Annotated in this window: 17 protein-coding genes and 1 pseudogene; 9 read left to right on the top strand and 9 right to left on the bottom strand. The window is 66.3% G+C overall.

Annotated features, from left to right (window positions below; genetic code table 11):
• Positions 1-20: 20 nt before the first annotated feature.
• Complete coding sequence (locus ACEWX3_RS13825; RefSeq protein WP_374159855.1) at positions 21-437, top strand: cytochrome P450; 417 nt, start codon at positions 21-23, stop codon at positions 435-437.
• Between the two features lie 18 nt (positions 438-455).
• On the opposite strand, the gene ACEWX3_RS13820 is transcribed toward ACEWX3_RS13825, so the two are convergent.
• Both ACEWX3_RS13820 and ACEWX3_RS13815 read right to left on the bottom strand, forming a co-directional pair.
• Positions 456-866, bottom strand: a complete 411-nt coding sequence (locus ACEWX3_RS13820; RefSeq protein WP_374159709.1) for a PPOX class F420-dependent oxidoreductase — start codon at positions 864-866, stop codon at positions 456-458.
• A 182-nt stretch (positions 867-1,048) separates the two neighbouring features.
• Positions 1,049-1,501: a winged helix-turn-helix transcriptional regulator gene (locus tag ACEWX3_RS13815; protein WP_374159708.1), complete on the bottom strand. Its 453-nt coding sequence runs from the start codon at positions 1,499-1,501 to the stop codon at positions 1,049-1,051.
• 56 nt (positions 1,502-1,557) lie between these two features.
• Here ACEWX3_RS13815 and ACEWX3_RS13810 point away from each other — a divergent pair, with 56 nt between their 5' ends.
• From ACEWX3_RS13810 to ACEWX3_RS13800, 3 genes are all read left to right on the top strand, one after another.
• Positions 1,558-2,232, top strand: a complete 675-nt coding sequence (locus tag ACEWX3_RS13810; RefSeq protein WP_374159707.1) for an SDR family oxidoreductase — start codon at positions 1,558-1,560, stop codon at positions 2,230-2,232.
• A 155-nt stretch (positions 2,233-2,387) separates the two neighbouring features.
• Positions 2,388-5,129, top strand: a complete 2,742-nt coding sequence (locus tag ACEWX3_RS13805) for a helix-turn-helix transcriptional regulator (protein ID WP_207067857.1) — start codon at positions 2,388-2,390, stop codon at positions 5,127-5,129.
• Between the two features lie 35 nt (positions 5,130-5,164).
• Complete coding sequence (locus tag ACEWX3_RS13800; protein WP_374159706.1) at positions 5,165-6,190, top strand: alcohol dehydrogenase catalytic domain-containing protein; 1,026 nt, start codon at positions 5,165-5,167, stop codon at positions 6,188-6,190.
• A 1-nt stretch (position 6,191) separates the two neighbouring features.
• On the opposite strand, the gene ACEWX3_RS13795 is transcribed toward ACEWX3_RS13800, so the two are convergent.
• From ACEWX3_RS13795 to ACEWX3_RS13780, 4 genes are all read right to left on the bottom strand, one after another.
• Positions 6,192-6,848 carry an isochorismatase family protein gene (locus ACEWX3_RS13795; protein ID WP_374159705.1) on the bottom strand — a complete coding sequence of 219 codons (657 nt, stop codon included), beginning with the start codon at positions 6,846-6,848 and terminating at the stop codon, positions 6,192-6,194.
• A complete protein-coding gene (locus ACEWX3_RS13790; RefSeq protein ID WP_374159704.1) occupies positions 6,845-8,245 on the bottom strand; it encodes an FAD-dependent oxidoreductase in 1,401 nt (466 codons plus the stop codon). Before ACEWX3_RS13790 ends, ACEWX3_RS13795 begins: the two co-directional genes overlap by 4 nt.
• Positions 8,242-9,081, bottom strand: coding sequence for an alpha/beta fold hydrolase (locus ACEWX3_RS13785; protein ID WP_374159703.1), 840 nt, complete (start codon positions 9,079-9,081; stop codon positions 8,242-8,244). The genes ACEWX3_RS13790 and ACEWX3_RS13785 overlap by 4 nt, the downstream gene beginning before the upstream one ends.
• A 121-nt stretch (positions 9,082-9,202) precedes the next feature.
• The gene (locus tag ACEWX3_RS13780; RefSeq protein ID WP_374159702.1) at positions 9,203-10,345 is read right to left on the bottom strand and encodes a hypothetical protein; all 1,143 of its coding nucleotides are present in this window, start codon (positions 10,343-10,345) and stop codon (positions 9,203-9,205) included.
• A 387-nt stretch (positions 10,346-10,732) separates the two neighbouring features.
• On the opposite strand from ACEWX3_RS13780, the gene ACEWX3_RS13775 reads away from it, so the two are divergent.
• The 3 genes from ACEWX3_RS13775 to ACEWX3_RS13765 all read left to right on the top strand — a co-directional run bounded on the left by ACEWX3_RS13775 (position 10,733) and on the right by ACEWX3_RS13765 (position 13,005).
• A complete protein-coding gene (locus ACEWX3_RS13775; protein ID WP_374159701.1) occupies positions 10,733-11,452 on the top strand; it encodes a cutinase family protein in 720 nt (239 codons plus the stop codon).
• A gap of 161 nt (positions 11,453-11,613) precedes the next feature.
• A complete protein-coding gene (locus tag ACEWX3_RS13770; RefSeq protein WP_221357369.1) occupies positions 11,614-12,390 on the top strand; it encodes an SDR family NAD(P)-dependent oxidoreductase in 777 nt (258 codons plus the stop codon).
• Between the two features lie 63 nt (positions 12,391-12,453).
• A complete protein-coding gene (locus ACEWX3_RS13765) occupies positions 12,454-13,005 on the top strand; it encodes a dihydrofolate reductase family protein (RefSeq protein ID WP_374159700.1) in 552 nt (183 codons plus the stop codon).
• A gap of 21 nt (positions 13,006-13,026) precedes the next feature.
• On the opposite strand, the pseudogene ACEWX3_RS13760 reads toward ACEWX3_RS13765, so the two are convergent.
• The 3 genes and pseudogenes from ACEWX3_RS13760 to ACEWX3_RS13750 form a co-directional block, all read right to left on the bottom strand.
• Positions 13,027-13,323 (bottom strand): annotated as a pseudogene (locus ACEWX3_RS13760) (WhiB family transcriptional regulator); the annotation flags it as partial.
• A 163-nt stretch (positions 13,324-13,486) separates the two neighbouring features.
• Positions 13,487-13,639, bottom strand: coding sequence for a hypothetical protein (locus ACEWX3_RS13755; RefSeq protein ID WP_374159699.1), 153 nt, complete (start codon positions 13,637-13,639; stop codon positions 13,487-13,489).
• A gap of 9 nt (positions 13,640-13,648) precedes the next feature.
• Positions 13,649-14,254: a TetR-like C-terminal domain-containing protein gene (locus tag ACEWX3_RS13750; protein WP_374159698.1), complete on the bottom strand. Its 606-nt coding sequence runs from the start codon at positions 14,252-14,254 to the stop codon at positions 13,649-13,651.
• 50 nt (positions 14,255-14,304) lie between these two features.
• On the opposite strand from ACEWX3_RS13750, the gene ACEWX3_RS13745 reads away from it, so the two are divergent.
• Positions 14,305-15,420, top strand: coding sequence for a hypothetical protein (locus tag ACEWX3_RS13745; RefSeq protein WP_207067662.1), 1,116 nt, complete (start codon positions 14,305-14,307; stop codon positions 15,418-15,420).
• Between the two features lie 9 nt (positions 15,421-15,429).
• Positions 15,430-16,416 carry a TIGR03617 family F420-dependent LLM class oxidoreductase gene (locus ACEWX3_RS13740; RefSeq protein WP_374159697.1) on the top strand — a complete coding sequence of 329 codons (987 nt, stop codon included), beginning with the start codon at positions 15,430-15,432 and terminating at the stop codon, positions 16,414-16,416.
• Positions 16,417-16,418: the final 2 nt, after the last annotated feature.

Genomic DNA, 16,418 nt, shown 5'->3' with positions numbered 1-16,418 from the left:
GTGCCTAGCCGGTGCACTAACTGCAACCATCACCGCAGGTCAACGCATCACCACTTCGAGGGAAAGTCCAATGTGACCCAAGTCAGGGGCGGACGGCCACCAGAGATGTCACCATCGGCGGCCAGGACCTCAAAGCCGGTGACCGCGTGGTGTTCTGGCATCCGTCAGGCAACCGAGATGAGACAGTTTTCCAGGATCCGTTCCATTTCGACATCCACCGCTCCCCCAATCCGCACATCGCCTTCGGTGGCGGTGGCGTGCACTACTGCCTGGGCGCCAATCTCGCTCACAAAGAAATACGGGTGGTGATGGAGTCCATTGTGGCCGGCTACGACATCGAGCTCGCTGCACCGCCGGTGTGGACCGGATCCGGCCCTGTGCACAACGTCGGCATCAGCATCGACTCCCTTCCCGTGCGCGTCACCGCGCGCACCTGACCGCCACACCCCCCGGGATCAGATGATGCGCGCCTTCTCGATACGGATTCTCGTCAAAAGTCCTGGCGGTGAATCCGGCGGCGGAAAGTGTTCACTGGATCCGAGCATGACTTCGGCGAGATCGGTCAAAAGTTCCGGAGCGCCGCCGTCGACGATGCGCGCCTCGCCGGTCACGCTCAGATAAGGGGTCGGAATGTCGGGGTGTGCTTGCCTGGACAGGATCGTCACCGCCACGCGCGGGTCGCGTCGGATGTTGCGCGTCTTCTGGTATTCGGCCAGGTGGGCGCTGACCAGTTCGTCTCCGTCAGGCGTGGACTGCAGCGCTATCCACACGACTGACACCTGGGGGCTGCCGTCGGGGTTGAGCGTGACCAGTGTGGCATCGGCGCCGTCGCCGATGAGGGCGCGGGCGTCATCGTCGAGCTTCATGGGTTCCCTTCGTGTCGATTTTCGCCACAACCCGTTCACGACGAGCGCCGTCTCAACGGGGCGTGTTTTGCAGACTTCACCCCACTAAGCAGTTTTCTGACGGCTGTTGTTCCGAGACGCGGGTGCTCGCTGATCACAAACATCCCGAGCAGTCTCACCTGATCGCTTCAACAGGTAATCGGCTAGCGCCGCGCCGGCTTGGGGACCAAGAGGACCTCGGCATCGGCAACTACCGCACCATCGTGACGGTGGAAACCGGCCGTGACCGGTTCGCCATCGCCGTCAACGAACCGATAAGGGGTGCCACGACGTCGGTTTGCATGCTTGTATCCCCACTGTCCGATCGCTCCCAGGACCACCACCAAGTCGCGGCCGGCCTCGGTCAGCTGATAAGCGCTACGGGTCCGATCGCCCGGCTCGCGATAATCCACGGTCTCCAAAATGCCCGCTGCGACCAGTTCGGCCAGCCGGGCGCTGAGCACATCGGAAGCCACCCCAAGCTCCTCCCGGAACTCCGAGAACCGAGAGCGGCCCAACAGGGCCTCGCGAATGATCAGCACCGACCACCGCTGGCCGATCACCGCCATACCGCGGGCGATGGGGCAGGGATCGTCAGACCACGGATCGGTACGCATTCGCACATCCTATCCTGTGTTGGAATTTCCAATTCAGATCTGTTAGCTTCGGCAATGTGACGGAGAATCCCATCCTTGGCTCGTCAGCCGTCGTCACCGGTGGTCAACGCGGCCTCGGCAAGGCAATCGTCGACGAACTCCTCACTCGCGGTGCAACCCGGGTGTACGCGACGAGCCGCCAGCCCTCCCCCGTCAACGACTCCCGGGTCATCAGCATCGAACTCGACGTCTCTGACGAGTTATCCGTCGCCTCTCTCGCACGCACGGCGGCCGACGCCACGGTCGTCGTCAACAATGCCGGCCTGCTCGGAGGACAATCGCTGCTGGACAGTCCCATGGCCGAGATCGAGTCCGTCGTCGACACCAACCTCTATGGCGCACTGCGGATGACACGGCACTTCGTACCGGTACTCGAGACCAACGGTGGCGCGTCAACGATCGTCAACATCGCCTCGGTGTTGTCCTGGTTACCGTCCGGCGCGTACGGATGTTCCAAAGCAGCACTGTGGTCGGCCACCAACTCGCTACGACTCGAACTGGAACCTCGCCACATCAACGTCATCGGCGTCTACCTCGGGTACACCGATACCTCGATGGTGTCCGATCTCGACGTCCCCAAGAATGATCCGGCCGACGTCGCGCGTCAGATCGTCGACGGAATCGAGTCGGGAGCAGCCGAAGTCCTCGCCGATGACTTCACGCGCGAGGCGCGCGCATCGGTGTTCCGCTGACCGTCTCACCCACACGGACACCCGGCCGACGTGAGCTTGTTCATGCGGCGAGCGCATCAGCTCAGGCGGCCGGTGCGGCACCCACCGGATGTCCGTCCCGCGATCCCCACCCGGCTGGATTGGTATAACCAATCCAGCCGTGATACCGTCATCAGGTGATCGGCCGCAATCACGAGTTCGAAACGATCACCGCAGCTGCTGCCAAAGTGACGGCCCGAGGGTGTGCGCTCGTGGCCGAAGGCGAACCCGGGATCGGGAAGACCACGCTACTGACGGCTTGCGCGCAGTGGGCCGATGAGAACGGGTTCACCGTCTTGTCCTGCGCGGGTGTGCAATCGCAAGCCACCGTCGGCTATACCGGTGTGCACGAACTCGTTCACCCGATCCTGGGTCATGTGGACGCACTCCCGGTGTATCAGCGGCGCGCGTTGCATGCGGCGTTCGGTTTGGCCGAGGAACAGCCACCCAACCCGCTGCACATCGGCGTCGCGATGCTCGGCCTGATCGAAGAAGCCGCCGCCCACCGGCCGTTGATGCTCATCGTCGATGACGCGCAGTGGCTCGACGACTCCTCGCTTCACATCGTCACATTCGTCGGGCGGCGGCTGGCCAGCTCGCCGGTGATGATGCTCTGCGCCACGCGTCCCCACCTGGACGGAAAGCCGACGCGACTCGTGTCGTTGCCACGACTGCCCCTGGCCGCACTCGACGATGCGGAATCCCGAGTCCTCATGAGCAGTGTGATCTCCGCTGCGGACGGGCATGGCCTCAGCGAGTCTGCACAGCGCCGGGTGCTGGCCGAAGCCGCCGGAAACCCCCTGGCCATCGCCGAACTTACGAAAGCTTTGATGGCCGCTGCCGACCAGAGCACGGTCTCCGCGAGAACGCCGTTGCCCACCACGCGGAGGATCGAACAAGCCTTTCTCGATCAACTCAACGCCCTGCCCCAACCGAGTCGCCGCATGCTGGCACTCATCGCGGCGGGCGGCGACACGGCGCTGGCCGACGTGGTCACTGCCGCGTCCCAAGTGGGCCTGTCAGAGGCGGACCTGGATCCGCTGGAGCGCACCGGTCTCATCACCATCGCCGGCGGGGCGCTACTCGTGCGGCATCCGCTGATCCGGTCGGTCGCATACCGCGCGGCCACCATGACGCAACGGTCGGCGTTTCATGCCGCCCTTGCCGCGGTGACCGGCGATCCGGTGCGCGCCGCATGGCACCGCTCGGCGGCGGCCTACGGCGCCGACGAACTCATCGCGGCGGACCTGGAGGCGGTGGCCCAGAACGCCCACCGTCGCGGAGCCAATGCCGAGGCGGCAGCTGCATGGCGGCGCGCCGCGGCGCTGTCACCATCGACAGACCGTCGCATCCGCCGACTTGCCAATGCGATCGAACCTGCCTACCAGGCCGGGTTGACGGCGGAGGCGATCGAAATCCTCGACGAGGCCGAGCCGTTGGCCACCGACCTCGGCGACCTGTTCGACTTGGCGTTCGCCCGCTTCAGCCTGGCCGTCACCACGGGAGTGACTGCGCCGCTGATAAGCGACCTGGTGAAGTTGGCTGACCGCTTGGGCGCTGCCGATGTGCCGAGCCTCGCCACCGCACAGATCCGCCTCCTGGCGGCCGCGGCAGCCCAATGCCGGATGCATGGCCTGAACGACAACGATCGCTGTCTGGTGGCCGACCGACTGCATGCACTCGAACGCCTGGACGACCCTTTGGTCCTGATCGCCTTGGCGACCATCGAAGACACGAAGTATGCACGCGAGTTCCGCTGCCGCGCCCCGTCTCTGCACAAGCAGGTCAGCGACGACCTGACGGCGCTGATGTCGATGGGACTCGCCGGGGAATCGGCATCGGACCTGAGTACCGCACGGGGATGCTGGGAACGTGCCATCACGGTGGCCCGCAGAACCGGCGCGCCGGCGATCGAATGCGAAGCGCTGCGCGGCGCCGCCCGATCCCAGATCATCGCCGGCCAACTAGCCGAGGCGGCGGTGAATGCGCAAAGCGCGCTGCGCATCGCCACTGACGCAGATCTCGGGATCAGCGTCGGAGCCGCGGCAGCCCTGCTCGCGCGAATCCATGCATGGCGAGGCGAATCGAGGTCAGCGCAGCAGGCACTGACCACAGCTCGACAGAACCTGCCCAGCGACACTCCCCTGCTGTGGCTCGACGACCTGGCCTGGGCGGCCGGCATATTGGCGCTGACCACCCATGACCACGAACGCGCCTTCACCGAAATTTCGCAGATGGCCCGCGACCGAGGTTCGCGCAGATGGGCGATCGCCGATCTCACCGAAGCGGCGGTAGCCAGCGGCCACACTCAGGTGATCAGCCAGCTGATCGACGAGATCGATGCCGAAGCCAACGCACTGGAATCACCGCACGTCGTCATGCTGGTGCACCGAAGCCGCGCGTTGATCGCGGGCGCCGACCGCGACGCCGAGCACCATTTTCGTGCCGCTCTGCAGACCGATGAGGCGGCAGAACACGCCCCCCTGGAATACGCGCGCACCCAGGCGGCCTACGGCGAATGGCTGCGCCGACAGCGCCGTATCGTGGATGCGCGCGCTCAACTGTCTTCGGCGCTGCGTGTCTTCGAAGTCCGTGGAGCCCAGCCGTGGTCGCAGCGCACACGCGGCGAACTGCGGGCGGCGGGCGTACAGGTGCCCGGGTCGGTGACCGCACCGGGCCCACTGGCGATGACGCTGTCGCCGCAGGAGTTGCAGATCGCCCAGCTCGCCGCCTCTGGTCTGACGAATCGCCAGATCGCCGACCGGATCTACGTCTCACATAGGACTGTCGCGACCCACCTGTACAAGATCTTCCCGAAGCTCGGCATCACCAGCCGTAATCAACTGCGAGACAGTATCGACCTACAGTCATCGTGCTGATACCGGTTCCGTGACCGAGATGATGAGGTGGACCGATGATGTCTTATCGGGCTTATCAGGTCACCGGGCAGCGTCAGTTCGCCCTCGTCGAACGCGAATTGCGTGATCCCGACGCCGGACAGGTGCGCATCCGGACAGCTGCGTGCGGGGTGTGCCACAGCGACACGCTTGCCGTGGAAGGCCAGCGCGCACAGCCAGACCAACCGATGGTGCCGGGTCACGAGGTGGTCGGCATCATTGACGCCGTCGGCGCCGGCGTCGATCCCCGATGGCAGATCGGTGACCGTGTCGGGATCGGTTTCCTCGGCGGACACTGCGGGCAATGCGATTACTGTCGCCGTGGTGACTTCGTCAACTGCACCGACCAACCTCAACCCGGGACGACCGCTGACGGCGGATACGCCGAGATGGTCTACGCCAGACCAACAGGGCTGGTCCGGGTGCCCGAAGGTTACGATGCACTGAGTGCCGCTCCCCTGCTGTGCGCCGGCGTGACCGTGTTCAACGCCATCCGAGCCGCAGGCGCACCGCTGAACTCGCTGGTCGCCGTACAAGGCATCGGCGGCCTCGGACATCTGGGTGTGCAGTACGCCAAGCAAATGGGCTATCGGGTCGCCGCAATCGCCCGCGGCACCGAAAAAGCGAAGCTGGCGGCGACTCTGGGCGCAGACCACTACATCGACAGCGCCGCCGAAGACACCACATCGGCCCTGACGGCGCTCGGCGGGGCGACGGCGATCATCGCCACGGCAGCCAATGGTGCTTCGATGGCGGGTCTCGTGGCCGGGTTGCAGCCCCGGGGACGAATGGTCGTCGTCGGAGCCTCACCGGAGCCGATCCCAGTTCATACGCCCGATCTGATCTTCGGCGGACGGAGCATGATCGGCAGCCTGACCGGATCGGCCATCGACAACGAGGACAATCTGGCGTTCGGACTCGCTCATCAGATCGCACCGATGCTCGAACCGCTGCCGTTCGAGGAGGCCCCACAGGCATATGAGCGGATGATGTCGGGTCGCGCCCGCTTTCGTGTCGTCCTCGATTTCGCGCTCTCCCGGTGATTCACGACCGCGACGTCATAGCTCCGATGACCTCCGCTGTGACCAGGACAGCGTGAGCGAGAAAGCGGTAATTCACCAGTGCTGCTTGGTATCCGTCACCCCACACCGGGTGACGAGGTCCCGCCACCGCATCGACGGCGACGGCGACTTCGAATCCCTCCTCGAGCAGATGGCGTAGATGGGATTCGACGCACATGTTGGCCAGCATCCCCGCGAGGACGACGCGCTCACACCGGCGCTTGCGAAGCTGCAAAACCAGATCGTTGGTCTGTGGACCGAACACCTTGTGCGGGCTGACGACCGTGGTGCCGGCGCCCTCGATGTAGGGCGCCAGTTGCGGCAGCCAGTCGGCTCCCGAACCCGCGAACCCCGCGAGATCGAGCGCGCCGGCGCGGGCGAACGTACCGGTGGCCAACTCGTCGGATTCGAGGGGCCCGTTGAACTGCCATTGCGAATCCGACGGGTAGAAATAGTGCGGTGAGATGACGATCGGATAGCCCTCCCCCACTGCAGTTTCCATCAGCGCCGCCAGGTTGGCGACCGTGTTGTTCTCGGTGACACTGGCGCCCACGGCGCCCCAGTTGCGGCCTGCTGGGCTCAAGACGCCGATCTGTGGGTCGATGACGACCACGGCGGTGGTGCCGGCATTGAGTCTCACTCCAAAAGTCCTAACAGCTGGTTGAAGCATTCCGACATGGACGGGTGGGTGTACATCGCGTCGCGCAACGCTTGAGCGCTGATCCCGTGTCGCATCGCCAATGCCACGATGTTGATCACCTCGTGGGCATCGTGGCACAGCAGTGCTGCACCGAGAATGTTGTCGGTGGCGGCGTCGACCACCACCTTCATCATCCCGACCGTGTCCCCGACGATGCGGGCTCGCGCCACCGTCGCCAGATTGACGACGGGACTGGCAGCCACCCGAATGTCGTAACCGGCGGTGCGGGCTTGGCATTCGGTGAGACCGACCCGCGCCAGCGGTGGGCTGAGGAACAGGCAGTTCGGTACCGCCTGACGCTGTGAGGCCGCCCGGGGGGAGGCGGCGCCAGCGAGCTGATCGAGCACGATGCGGTAGTCATCGAGGGAGACGTAGGTGAACTGCGGACCTCCGTTGACATCCCCGACGGCGTAGATGTGGGGTTGGCTGGTCCGGCGGTGCTCGTCGACGACGACGGCTCCGGTGTCGGTGACCTCGACGCCCGCACGGTCGAGTCCGAGATGCGTGGTGTTGGGTGTGCGACCAAGAGCAACGAGCACAACGTCTGCATCAACTGTGGTGGTTTGTCCCTCGACGAGGTAGTCCACCCGGGCTATCGACGGAAGACCGGGACGCGGAACCGTCTGGATGCCGGTGGTCTCGGCGCCGGTCACGAGGGTGACGCCCCGATCGGCCAGCACTCCCCGGGCCGCGGCGACCACATCGGGGTCTTCGTGCGCGAGCACCGCAGGTCGTTGCTCGAGCACGGTGACCGACGTGCCGTAGGCGGCGTACATCGATGCGAACTCCAAGCCGATGTAGCCACCGCCGAGGATGGCGAGACGGTCCGGGCGTGACGCACGGTGCAACAACTCAGCGCTGGTCACCGCGACCGGACAGTCGGACAGGCCGGGGATGTCGGGAATCAGCGGGACCGAGCCGGTCCCGATGACGATGTCCCCAGCGGTCACCGTGATCAACTCGTCGTCGCCGATTCGCACCTCGACCGAGTCGGCGCTGACGAAGCGTGCGCGTCCGGTCAACACCGTCACCGCCGGGATCTGCACCAGGCCAGCAAGATTGGCTGCCCGCAGCCCGGCAGTGAGCTGCTCGGTGGCAGCGACCGCCCCGGCATAGGCCGAGGCTCCCGCCGCGCCTTGTGGCCGGTGTTCGCCGTGGTACACCATCGACTTCGTCGGCACGCACCCGGTGTTGATGCAGGTACCGCCGTACATGAGGACCGTCTCCTCGACCAGCACGACCGTTCGTCCTCGTCGACCCATGTCGGCAGCCAGAGTTTTGCCGCCCTTGCCGAATCCGATTACGAGCAGGTCGGCGGTGATCACTGTCCCATTCATGCGAGGAATGCCAGGACTTCGCCGGCGAAGTCGTCGATGTGCTGGAAGAGGAAGCCGTGGCCGGCGTCGCTGTACAGAATCGCCTTCGCGTTGGTCAGCCGGCCGGCCATCGCGAAGGTGCCGTAAGCATCGATCATCCGGTCGTGCGCGCCGTTGGCGACCAGCACCGGGATCGCGATGTCGGCGAGAGAGTCCCAGACACTCGAACCGGTGGATGCGATGACCGCCAGTTGAGCCTTCATCGTCTCCAGGGACACCGGAATGTGGTCTTCTGACAGGGCGCGATTCTCGAGCCGACGCAAAGACTCGAGCCCCAGCTCGTGGCCCGGATCGTCGTCGGGGAAGAAGAGATAAAGGAAGTCGTCGTCATCGTTGACCGGTTTGGTGGCGACCTGCCAGATCTTGGGGTCCGGTTGCGGCATTCCCGGGACGCCGCCGCCCGGTGAGCTGCCCGCGACAACCAACCGCCGCACCAGATCAGGACGATGCAACGTGGCCGCCTGCACCACGACGCCGCCCAACGACCAACCCAACAGGTCGACCTCGGTCAACCCCAGCGTGTCGACGAACTCGGCCAGGCCGCCCGCCAGCGCCTTGATGGTGGTCGGGGCGGCGCCGGTGGTCTTGGCGTGGCCGATGTTGTCGAAGATGATCACGTCACGCTCGACCGCCAACGCGTCGAGGAAGTCGGGATCCCAGTGGTCCATGGTGCCGCGGAAGCGCAACGCGAGCACCAGCGGAACACCGGCGTCGGGCCCGAATCGGCGGTAGGCGTACCGGGCGCTCGGCCCGTCGAGAAAGCGGGTTTCAGCCTGTGCGGACAGTGATTCAGTCACGGCTCGATCGTGCGCGGCGGGTGTTCGTCCGGTCCATACGCATTTTGACTGTCGTTTGCCGACGACGGCCCCGCGCCACTCCGCCCGGTCTGCTGACCACCGGGCTGACCGGCGCGGCGCGTCACCGTCGACGCAGGGTCAGCGCCAAATGTGTGCCCTCGGGCAGATGGCCGGGCGGGAGCAGTGCGATCCAGCCGCCGCGGCTGAGAACGATCTCGATCAGTTCGTCGACGACGTCGTCGATGACATCGGGATGGTCGACGTCATCGGCCGGTATCAGGTTGTCACCGTCGGGCGCCAGCCGCGCCGGGTAGAAGAAATCCTCCTCGACCGCGAGCATCTCGGGTCTCTCCCAGCGCGCCGCCATCCACGCGGTGTCGACGTCACGCAACACGCGGTCCTCGCCGGCGCGCCGCTCGATCAGATCCAGGGCCTCGGCAGCCCGTGAGCGCAGATACTCGTCGAGCACTGGCCGCACCAACTCACTGAGCGCATCGGTCGGCGTCTTGAGATGGTTGCCGGCGACCAGGCCCGCCAGCCGGGACATGTTGCGAGACATCCGTCGGAACTTCGACCCGGTGGGCTCGGCGGCGACGACGATCAGGGGCATGGGGTTGAGCCGAAGTGCAGCCCCGAGAGCGCGATCGACCCGACGCAGGAAGTCGTGGTAGCGCTCCGAGTCCCGCCCACCGTTTCTGCCGTAGGTGCGACGGTGGGCAGGAAAGGCGTTCCCCGGCGCGGGTGACAGCACCGTCCCGTGGCCGTGCAGAAGCCGCGCCTCGTCCAACGACAACAGCAACACGGTGTGTCGCGGCGAGTGCTGCAGGCTGCGGACCAGGTCACGTGTCGCGAAGGTCGGATCGATCACGCACCGATCGACAACAGGGACCGGGAGGCTGACCCGGCATTGGTGCGACCGGCTGACGAAGAAGGCCACCGCACGGTCGGACGGCTCGTAGACGGCGCGGGAGATCATGTCCGAGAGCATGTCCAGCAGCGGTCCGCGATCATCGATCGCCTCGTCGCGAAGCCGTGCATCCGCCTCGGCAGCCAGTGTGAGAAGCCTTGTCGCATCGGCCTTGTCGAGCAGTCGTCCGGGTGTCGTGTTCGCCAGCAGCGAGATACTGGGGTAGGCCCGCATCGATTGCAGGACGGTCACCGTGTCGGCGTTCAGCGGAGTGGTTACACCGCCTCGGTAGGCGCGAAATGCTGCCGTGGGATCAGCCAGGTTTGCGGCACTGACAGTGTCATCGGTCAGACTCACAACACGTCCTATCTGCTCGCCGCGACCGGTTCGGGGCGGCGTTTCACGTGATGCGGTCTTCCTCACCCGCAGTGCTGCGGGCTCCTCCACCGGACCGGGATCTGCCCGGATCGTGCTGACGATGGCGGACGTCGAAGAGGTACTCCCCTCAACAGCAGAATGCCGAAATGTTTTTCGCGTGTCAAGGTTCCCCTGTCATCGCACGCGGCCGACTGGAACAGAGCTCCTCAGATGACGCCTGGATGGCGTCACCGCGACGGCGCGTCGACACTTCGGTGGACGATCACGGCCACTTTGCCCCTGCACCCGGCAGACAGTGGATACGCTGTCGACCGAGCACGCGGTAGCTGTCCGGTCAGTGAGGGGGAGATCCTGACCAGAGGAATTTTGGTCGTCCAGACTTTCCTGGCGCCCACCGTCATGGCGCTCATGGCCGTGAACCTCGGGGGTCCGAGCGCATCCGCGCAGCCGTGCCCGGACATCGGCGTGGCTTTTGCGCGCGGAACCTCGGAGCCTGTGGGGGTCGGCGCCGTCGGTCAGGCATTCGTCGACTCGGTGCGGGCCCAGGCGTTTCCACGCACCGTTGGGGTGCATGGCGTCAACTATCCCGCCAGCAGCGACTTCTTCGGCCCAGGGTTCACCCAGAACGTGGCCACCGGCGCCCGCGATGTTCTCGACCACATCCGCGGCGTGGTGTCCGTGTGCCCGCAGACCCAGATGATCGTCGGCGGGTACTCACAGGGCGCCATGGTCAGCGCATTCGCCACCTCCGACGTGTTGCCGGCCGGTCTCCCGCCCGAGGCCGCGCCGACCCCGTTGCCACCGGAGATCGCCGATCACGTCGCCGCCGTCGTTCTGTTCGGCAGGCCCAACGGGCCCGCCCTGGTCAAGTACGGCGTGCCGGCACTCGGCGCCAGTCCTCCGTACGCCGCCAAGCTCCTCGAGCTGTGCGCCACCGGCGATTCGGTGTGCGCCGGCGACCCGGCCGCCCCGGTGGATCCGGCCGCACATGGCCAGTACGCGGCCAACGGAATGGTCGGCAGTGCCGCCGCATTCGCGGTCAGCCGTATTCCGCCCGCTCCGCCGCCCCCGCCCCCTCTCCCCTGACCGTCCCCGATCGCCCCACCGCGATTCGCCTCCGACGGAGTGCGCGAGGGGATGCCGGTGCCGATACTCGTGTGCAACGTCGGGGCCCACCCCGGCAAATCACGCGGGCCCCGAACGCCTACCGAGGACGTCGGCGCCGCCGCCTGATCTAGACTCGCGCTGTGGACGTCAACGGAACCAGCGCAATTGTCACCGGCGGAGCATCTGGCATCGGGGCCGCCACGGCCCGACTTCTGGCATCCCAGGGTGCCCGCGTCGTGATCGCCGATATGCAGGCCGAGCGCGGCCAGGAGCTCGCCCACGAGATCGGTGGCGCTTTCGTCAGCGTCGACGTCACCGACACCGCGCAGATCGAAGACGCCGTCAACACTGCGGTGGATCTCGGACCTCTTCGCTCGCTGGTCAATTCGGCGGGCATCGGTTGGGCCCAACGCACCATCGGCAAGGACGGCGAGTTCGCGTCCGCGCACAACCTCGACGCCTACAAGAAGGTGCTCGCCATCAACCTGGTCGGCACCTTCGACTGCATCCGGCTCGCCGCGACGGCGATGAGCCGGCTCGATCCCGCGGAGTCCGGTGAGCGGGGGGCGATCGTCAACATGACCAGTGTCGCCGCGTTCGACGGTCAGATCGGCCAGGCGGCGTACTCGTCCTCCAAAGGCGGCGTGGTCGGGTTGACGCTGCCGGTGGCCCGCGACCTGTCGGCCGTCGGGATCCGGGTCAACACGGTTGCGCCCGGGCTCATCGACACACCGATCTACGGCGAGGGGCCGGACTCGGAGGCGTTCAAGGCCAAGCTCGGCGAATCTGTGCTGTACCCCAAGCGGCTCGGCAAGCCCGAAGAGCTGGCGTCGATGGTGGTGGAACTGATCACCAACTCCTACATGAACGCCGAAGTGGTCCGCGTCGACGGCGGAATCAGGATGCCACCGAAGTAAGCGCCCTCGCGCCGCGGCCGCGTGCCGCGATGACTATCGAGACGACCTGAGGTCTACTCGATCATGCGGAGATTGATCTACTCGTTCGGCGTGTCCCTGGATGGCTTCATCAACGACCGTGGCGGGGGCATCGACTGGAGCGAACCCGACGACGAGCTTCACCAGTTCCACAACGACAGGTACCGCGAGTTCGAGATCTCGCTGCACGGCCGCCGACTCTACGAGCTGATGGCCGAACACTGGCCCTACGTCCCCGACACAGCGGGCCCCATCGAGCGCGAGTTCGCCGTCCTGTGGACCGAGAAGCCCAAGATCGTGTTCTCACGCACCCTCACCGAGGTGCACTGGAACAGCACGCTCGTGCAGGAGAACGCCGTCGAAGTAGTCCGCACGCTCAAGAACAACGGTGACGGCATGATGGAGATCGGCGGGGCGAACCTCGCCGCATCGGTGATGCCCTACGGCCTCATCGACGAGTACCAGCTGTTCGTCTCACCCGTCGTTCTGGGCGGCGGCACGCCGATGTTCCCGCCGCTGGACAACCGCCTGCAACTGCGGCTGGCCGAGGCGAAGAACTTCGAGTCCGTGCTGATGTTGCGGTACGTCACCGGTTGAGCGGCACGGCGAAGACACCGCCGCTCCGGCCGCTCTTCTGCGCTGCTCGAAGAACAGCGCCCACGAACTCACCTCCGGGTGGGTCGCCAGCAGCGCACGCCGCTGACGCTCCGTCATCCCGCCCCACACCCCGTATTCCACCCGGGTGTCGAGCGCCTCGGCGGCGCACTGCAGGACGACCGGACAGTGACGGCAGATCCTCGCGGCCTGCTTCTGCGCGGCGCCCTGCACGAACAGCTCATCCGGATCGGCGTTACGGCAGCGTGCCTGCGACATCCACTGGGCACGCGCCTCGAGCCGTCCGTAGTCGCGGTCCATGTCCTCTGCCCCTTCACGACGGGCCGGTGGCAAGCTGGTCTGCGATCCCCGACTCCTCGTTCAGCAAACGGTAGTGACAGACAACGGCCGGCGATCAGGAGCAAAGTGCCCCGGTCCCGTGGGACTTTGGTCGTTCGGCCCGGCCAGGTGGTCTGGGGATCGCTCAGCCGGTCTCGTCGCCCGCGGCGGTGACACCGCATCGCCAGCACGGCGACCCCGGATCATCGTTGAAGGCGCTGCACTCCGGGCAGACATGGTCGAGCCAGCACACCGGATCACCGACGTCGGGATCGCGGCCGGGACCACCGTCAGCCATCCACCGATGCTAGCCAGCCGCGGCCGGCCAGCGTTCGGTGATCAGCTCCGTCATCGCGTCCACCCAGGCGTCGTCGAGAACCGCATCGGGACGGATCAGGATCCGGAAGATCGCCGTCCCCGCCACCACCTCGGCGAGCAACGGCAGCTCATCATCGTCGCGGCGCCGATGCCCGAAGCGTGATTCGAAGTCGGCCAGGTTTCCCGCCAGTCGGGCGATCATCAGTCTGTGCAGCTCGGGGTCGGCAACCGTGTCGGCGATCAAGCCCGGCAACGCCACCCGCACCTCGGGCCGATCGAACATCGTGCGCATCGCCTGCACCAGCCCGCGAATGTCCTCGCGGATATCGCCTGAACCGTTGGGCGTGAAGTTCGCGTCCTCCGACAGCACGGCTTCGTGGACCAGGTGCACCTTCCCCGACCACCGCCGGTAGATCGCGGCGGTGGTCGTTCTGGCGTGTGCGGCGATCGCCGACAGCGACAGCGCCGAGTAGCCGGTCTGCACGATCAGCTCGCGGGTGGCCGCGATGATCGCAGCGTCGATCCTGCTGTCCCGCGGCCGGCCCGGCGTCGGCCGCGCGGCGGTCTTGCCATCGGTGGCTTGATCTGCTGTCATGGTCCCCACAATTCCGATACAGGTCGTATCGTATCTTAATGGAGGGTGTTGTGAGTCTGAGCCCGCTCGACGAGTATCCGATCCATCAGACGCCGTCACCGATCGCGACACCGGCAACCTCGGATCGGAACTTCTACGACCGGTCCTACTTCAACGTGCTCGATCGCCAGGGCCGCTTCATGGCGCTGACCGGCATCGGGTACTACCCCCGCCTGGGCGTCAAGGATGCCTACTTCCTCGTCCGCCGCGGCGACACCCAGACCGCCCTGCACTTCAGTGACTCCGTCGACGACGACCGCCTTCACCAGCACGTCAACGGATATCGCCTCGAGGTCGTCGAACCGCTTCAGGAGCTGCACCTGACGGTCGCCGAAACCGAGGGCATCTCGGCTGACCTGACATGGCGCGGGTTGTTCCCCGCCGCACTCGAGCGGCCGCACGAGATGCTCACTGAGCGGCGAGTCACGTTGCAGGCGTGCCGCTTTGCCCAGGTCGGAAGCTGGGAGGGTTGGATCGACGTCGACGGCGAGCGGATCGCGGTCGGGCACGACACCAGTGTGGCGAGCCGGGACCGGTCCTGGGGAATCCGACCGGTCGGCGAGCCGGAGCCCGCCGGGCGGCCCGACGCCGCGTTCCGCGGGATGTGGTGGCTGTATCTGCCGCTCGCGTTCGACGACTACCAGTTGTTCCTGATCCTGCAGGAGGATCCGGACGGTCACCGCAGCCTCTACGACTGCACCCGCCGCTGGCGCGACGGCACCGTCGAACAACTCGACGGTGTGCGCGCCACCATCCACTACACCCCCGGCACCCGGATCCCCCACGGGGCGCACGTCGAGTTCATGAACCGGGCCGGAGACCGCATGAACCTCGATGTCGAGTCGAAGTTGTTCGCGCCCATCGCCTTCGGTTCCGGATACGGCGGCGACACCTCCTGGGGGCACGGAACCTGGAAAGACGGGCCGTTCACCGAGCGGGTCAGCTTCGACCTGACCGATCCGGCGGTGATGGCCCGCGCGCCGTTCAGCCTGATCGACCACGTGGCCTCGGCAGTGTGCACGGAAGCCGACGGGCGTACCGCCCAGGGGGCCGGGCTGTTCGAACACGGGGTGATCGGTCCGCACCACCCGTCGGGCTTCTCCGACTGGACCGACGTCGCGGAATAGGTGACCACCATGAAGATCATGACAGCGCTGTTCGGTCCGACCGACGCCGTACAGAGGGCGACCCTGCTGAAGGAGGCGGGCGCATCAGGCGTGTTCACGTTCGAAGGTCCTCACGACGTGTTCACCCCACTTGTGCTGGCGTCGACGGTTCCTAGCCTGGACGTGATGTCCAATGTGGCTATTGCGCTCCCCCGCAACCCTGTTCAGCTCGCTCACCAGGCCAACGATCTGCAACTGCTCAGCGAGGGCAGGTTCATCCTCGGGCTGGGCACCCAGATCCGCACACAGATCGAGAAGCGTTACGGGGCCGAGTTCGACCGACCCGTCGCACGGATGAAGGAGCTGGTCGGGGCGTTGCGGGCGATCTTCGCCACCTGGGACACCGGCGAGCGGCTCGATTTCCGCGGTGAGTTCTACCGCCACACGTTGATGACGCCGACCTTCGTCCCCGGTCCCAATCCGTTCGGTCCGCCGCCGATCTACCTCGGCGCGCTCGGACCCCGGCTGACCCGCGCCACCGCGGAAGTGGCCGACGGCCTGCTGGTGATGCCGTTCGGCTCGAAGCGCTTCCTGCACGAGACGACGATGCCCGCCGTGCGCGAGGGCCTGGCCGCGGCAGGCCGCAGCGACGACGACTTCGCGGTGGTGCCCGAGATCATCGTGTCGGTGGGTTCCGACGACCGAGACCACACCTCGACGCGAATGTTGTTGGCGTTCTACGGATCCACCCCCGCCTACCGGCCCGTGCTCGATGCCCATGGGTGGGGCGATCTGCAACCGGAGCTGAACGCGATGTCCAAGCAGGGCCGGTGGCAGGAGATGGCCACGCTGATCGACGACGAGATGCTGCACACGATCGCCGCGTGCGGCACGCCGGCTGAGGTGGCCGCACACATCCGCGACCGCGTCGAGGGGGTGTCCGACCGGATCTGTCTGTACCAGCCGGGGCCCATCGCGGTCGACGCGCTGGCCGAGATCGTGGATGCGCTGGTCTGACG

This window comes from Mycobacterium sp. G7A2 (genome assembly GCF_041902445.1).
GTDB lineage: Bacteria > Actinomycetota > Actinomycetes > Mycobacteriales > Mycobacteriaceae > Mycobacterium.
The sequence above is the reverse complement of the archived record's forward strand: the minus strand, read 5'-3'. Positions and strand labels throughout refer to the sequence as shown.

Bases quoted from the DNA above. Each gene is read 5' to 3' on its own strand.
- ACEWX3_RS13820 (WP_374159709.1), bottom strand. From the start codon at position 866: ATGAAGCTCGACGATGACGCCCGCGCCCTCATCGGCGACGGCGCCGAT.
- ACEWX3_RS13815 (WP_374159708.1), bottom strand. From the start codon at position 1,501: ATGCGTACCGATCCGTGGTCTGACGATCCCTGCCCCATCGCCCGCGGT.
- ACEWX3_RS13800 (WP_374159706.1), top strand. From the start codon at position 5,165: ATGATGTCTTATCGGGCTTATCAGGTCACCGGGCAGCGTCAGTTCGCC.
- ACEWX3_RS13790 (WP_374159704.1), bottom strand. From the start codon at position 8,245: ATGAATGGGACAGTGATCACCGCCGACCTGCTCGTAATCGGATTCGGC.
- ACEWX3_RS13765 (WP_374159700.1), top strand. From the start codon at position 12,454: ATGCGGAGATTGATCTACTCGTTCGGCGTGTCCCTGGATGGCTTCATC.
- ACEWX3_RS13755 (WP_374159699.1), bottom strand. From the start codon at position 13,639: ATGGCTGACGGTGGTCCCGGCCGCGATCCCGACGTCGGTGATCCGGTG.
- ACEWX3_RS13750 (WP_374159698.1), bottom strand. From the start codon at position 14,254: ATGACAGCAGATCAAGCCACCGATGGCAAGACCGCCGCGCGGCCGACG.
- ACEWX3_RS13740 (WP_374159697.1), top strand. From the start codon at position 15,430: ATGAAGATCATGACAGCGCTGTTCGGTCCGACCGACGCCGTACAGAGG.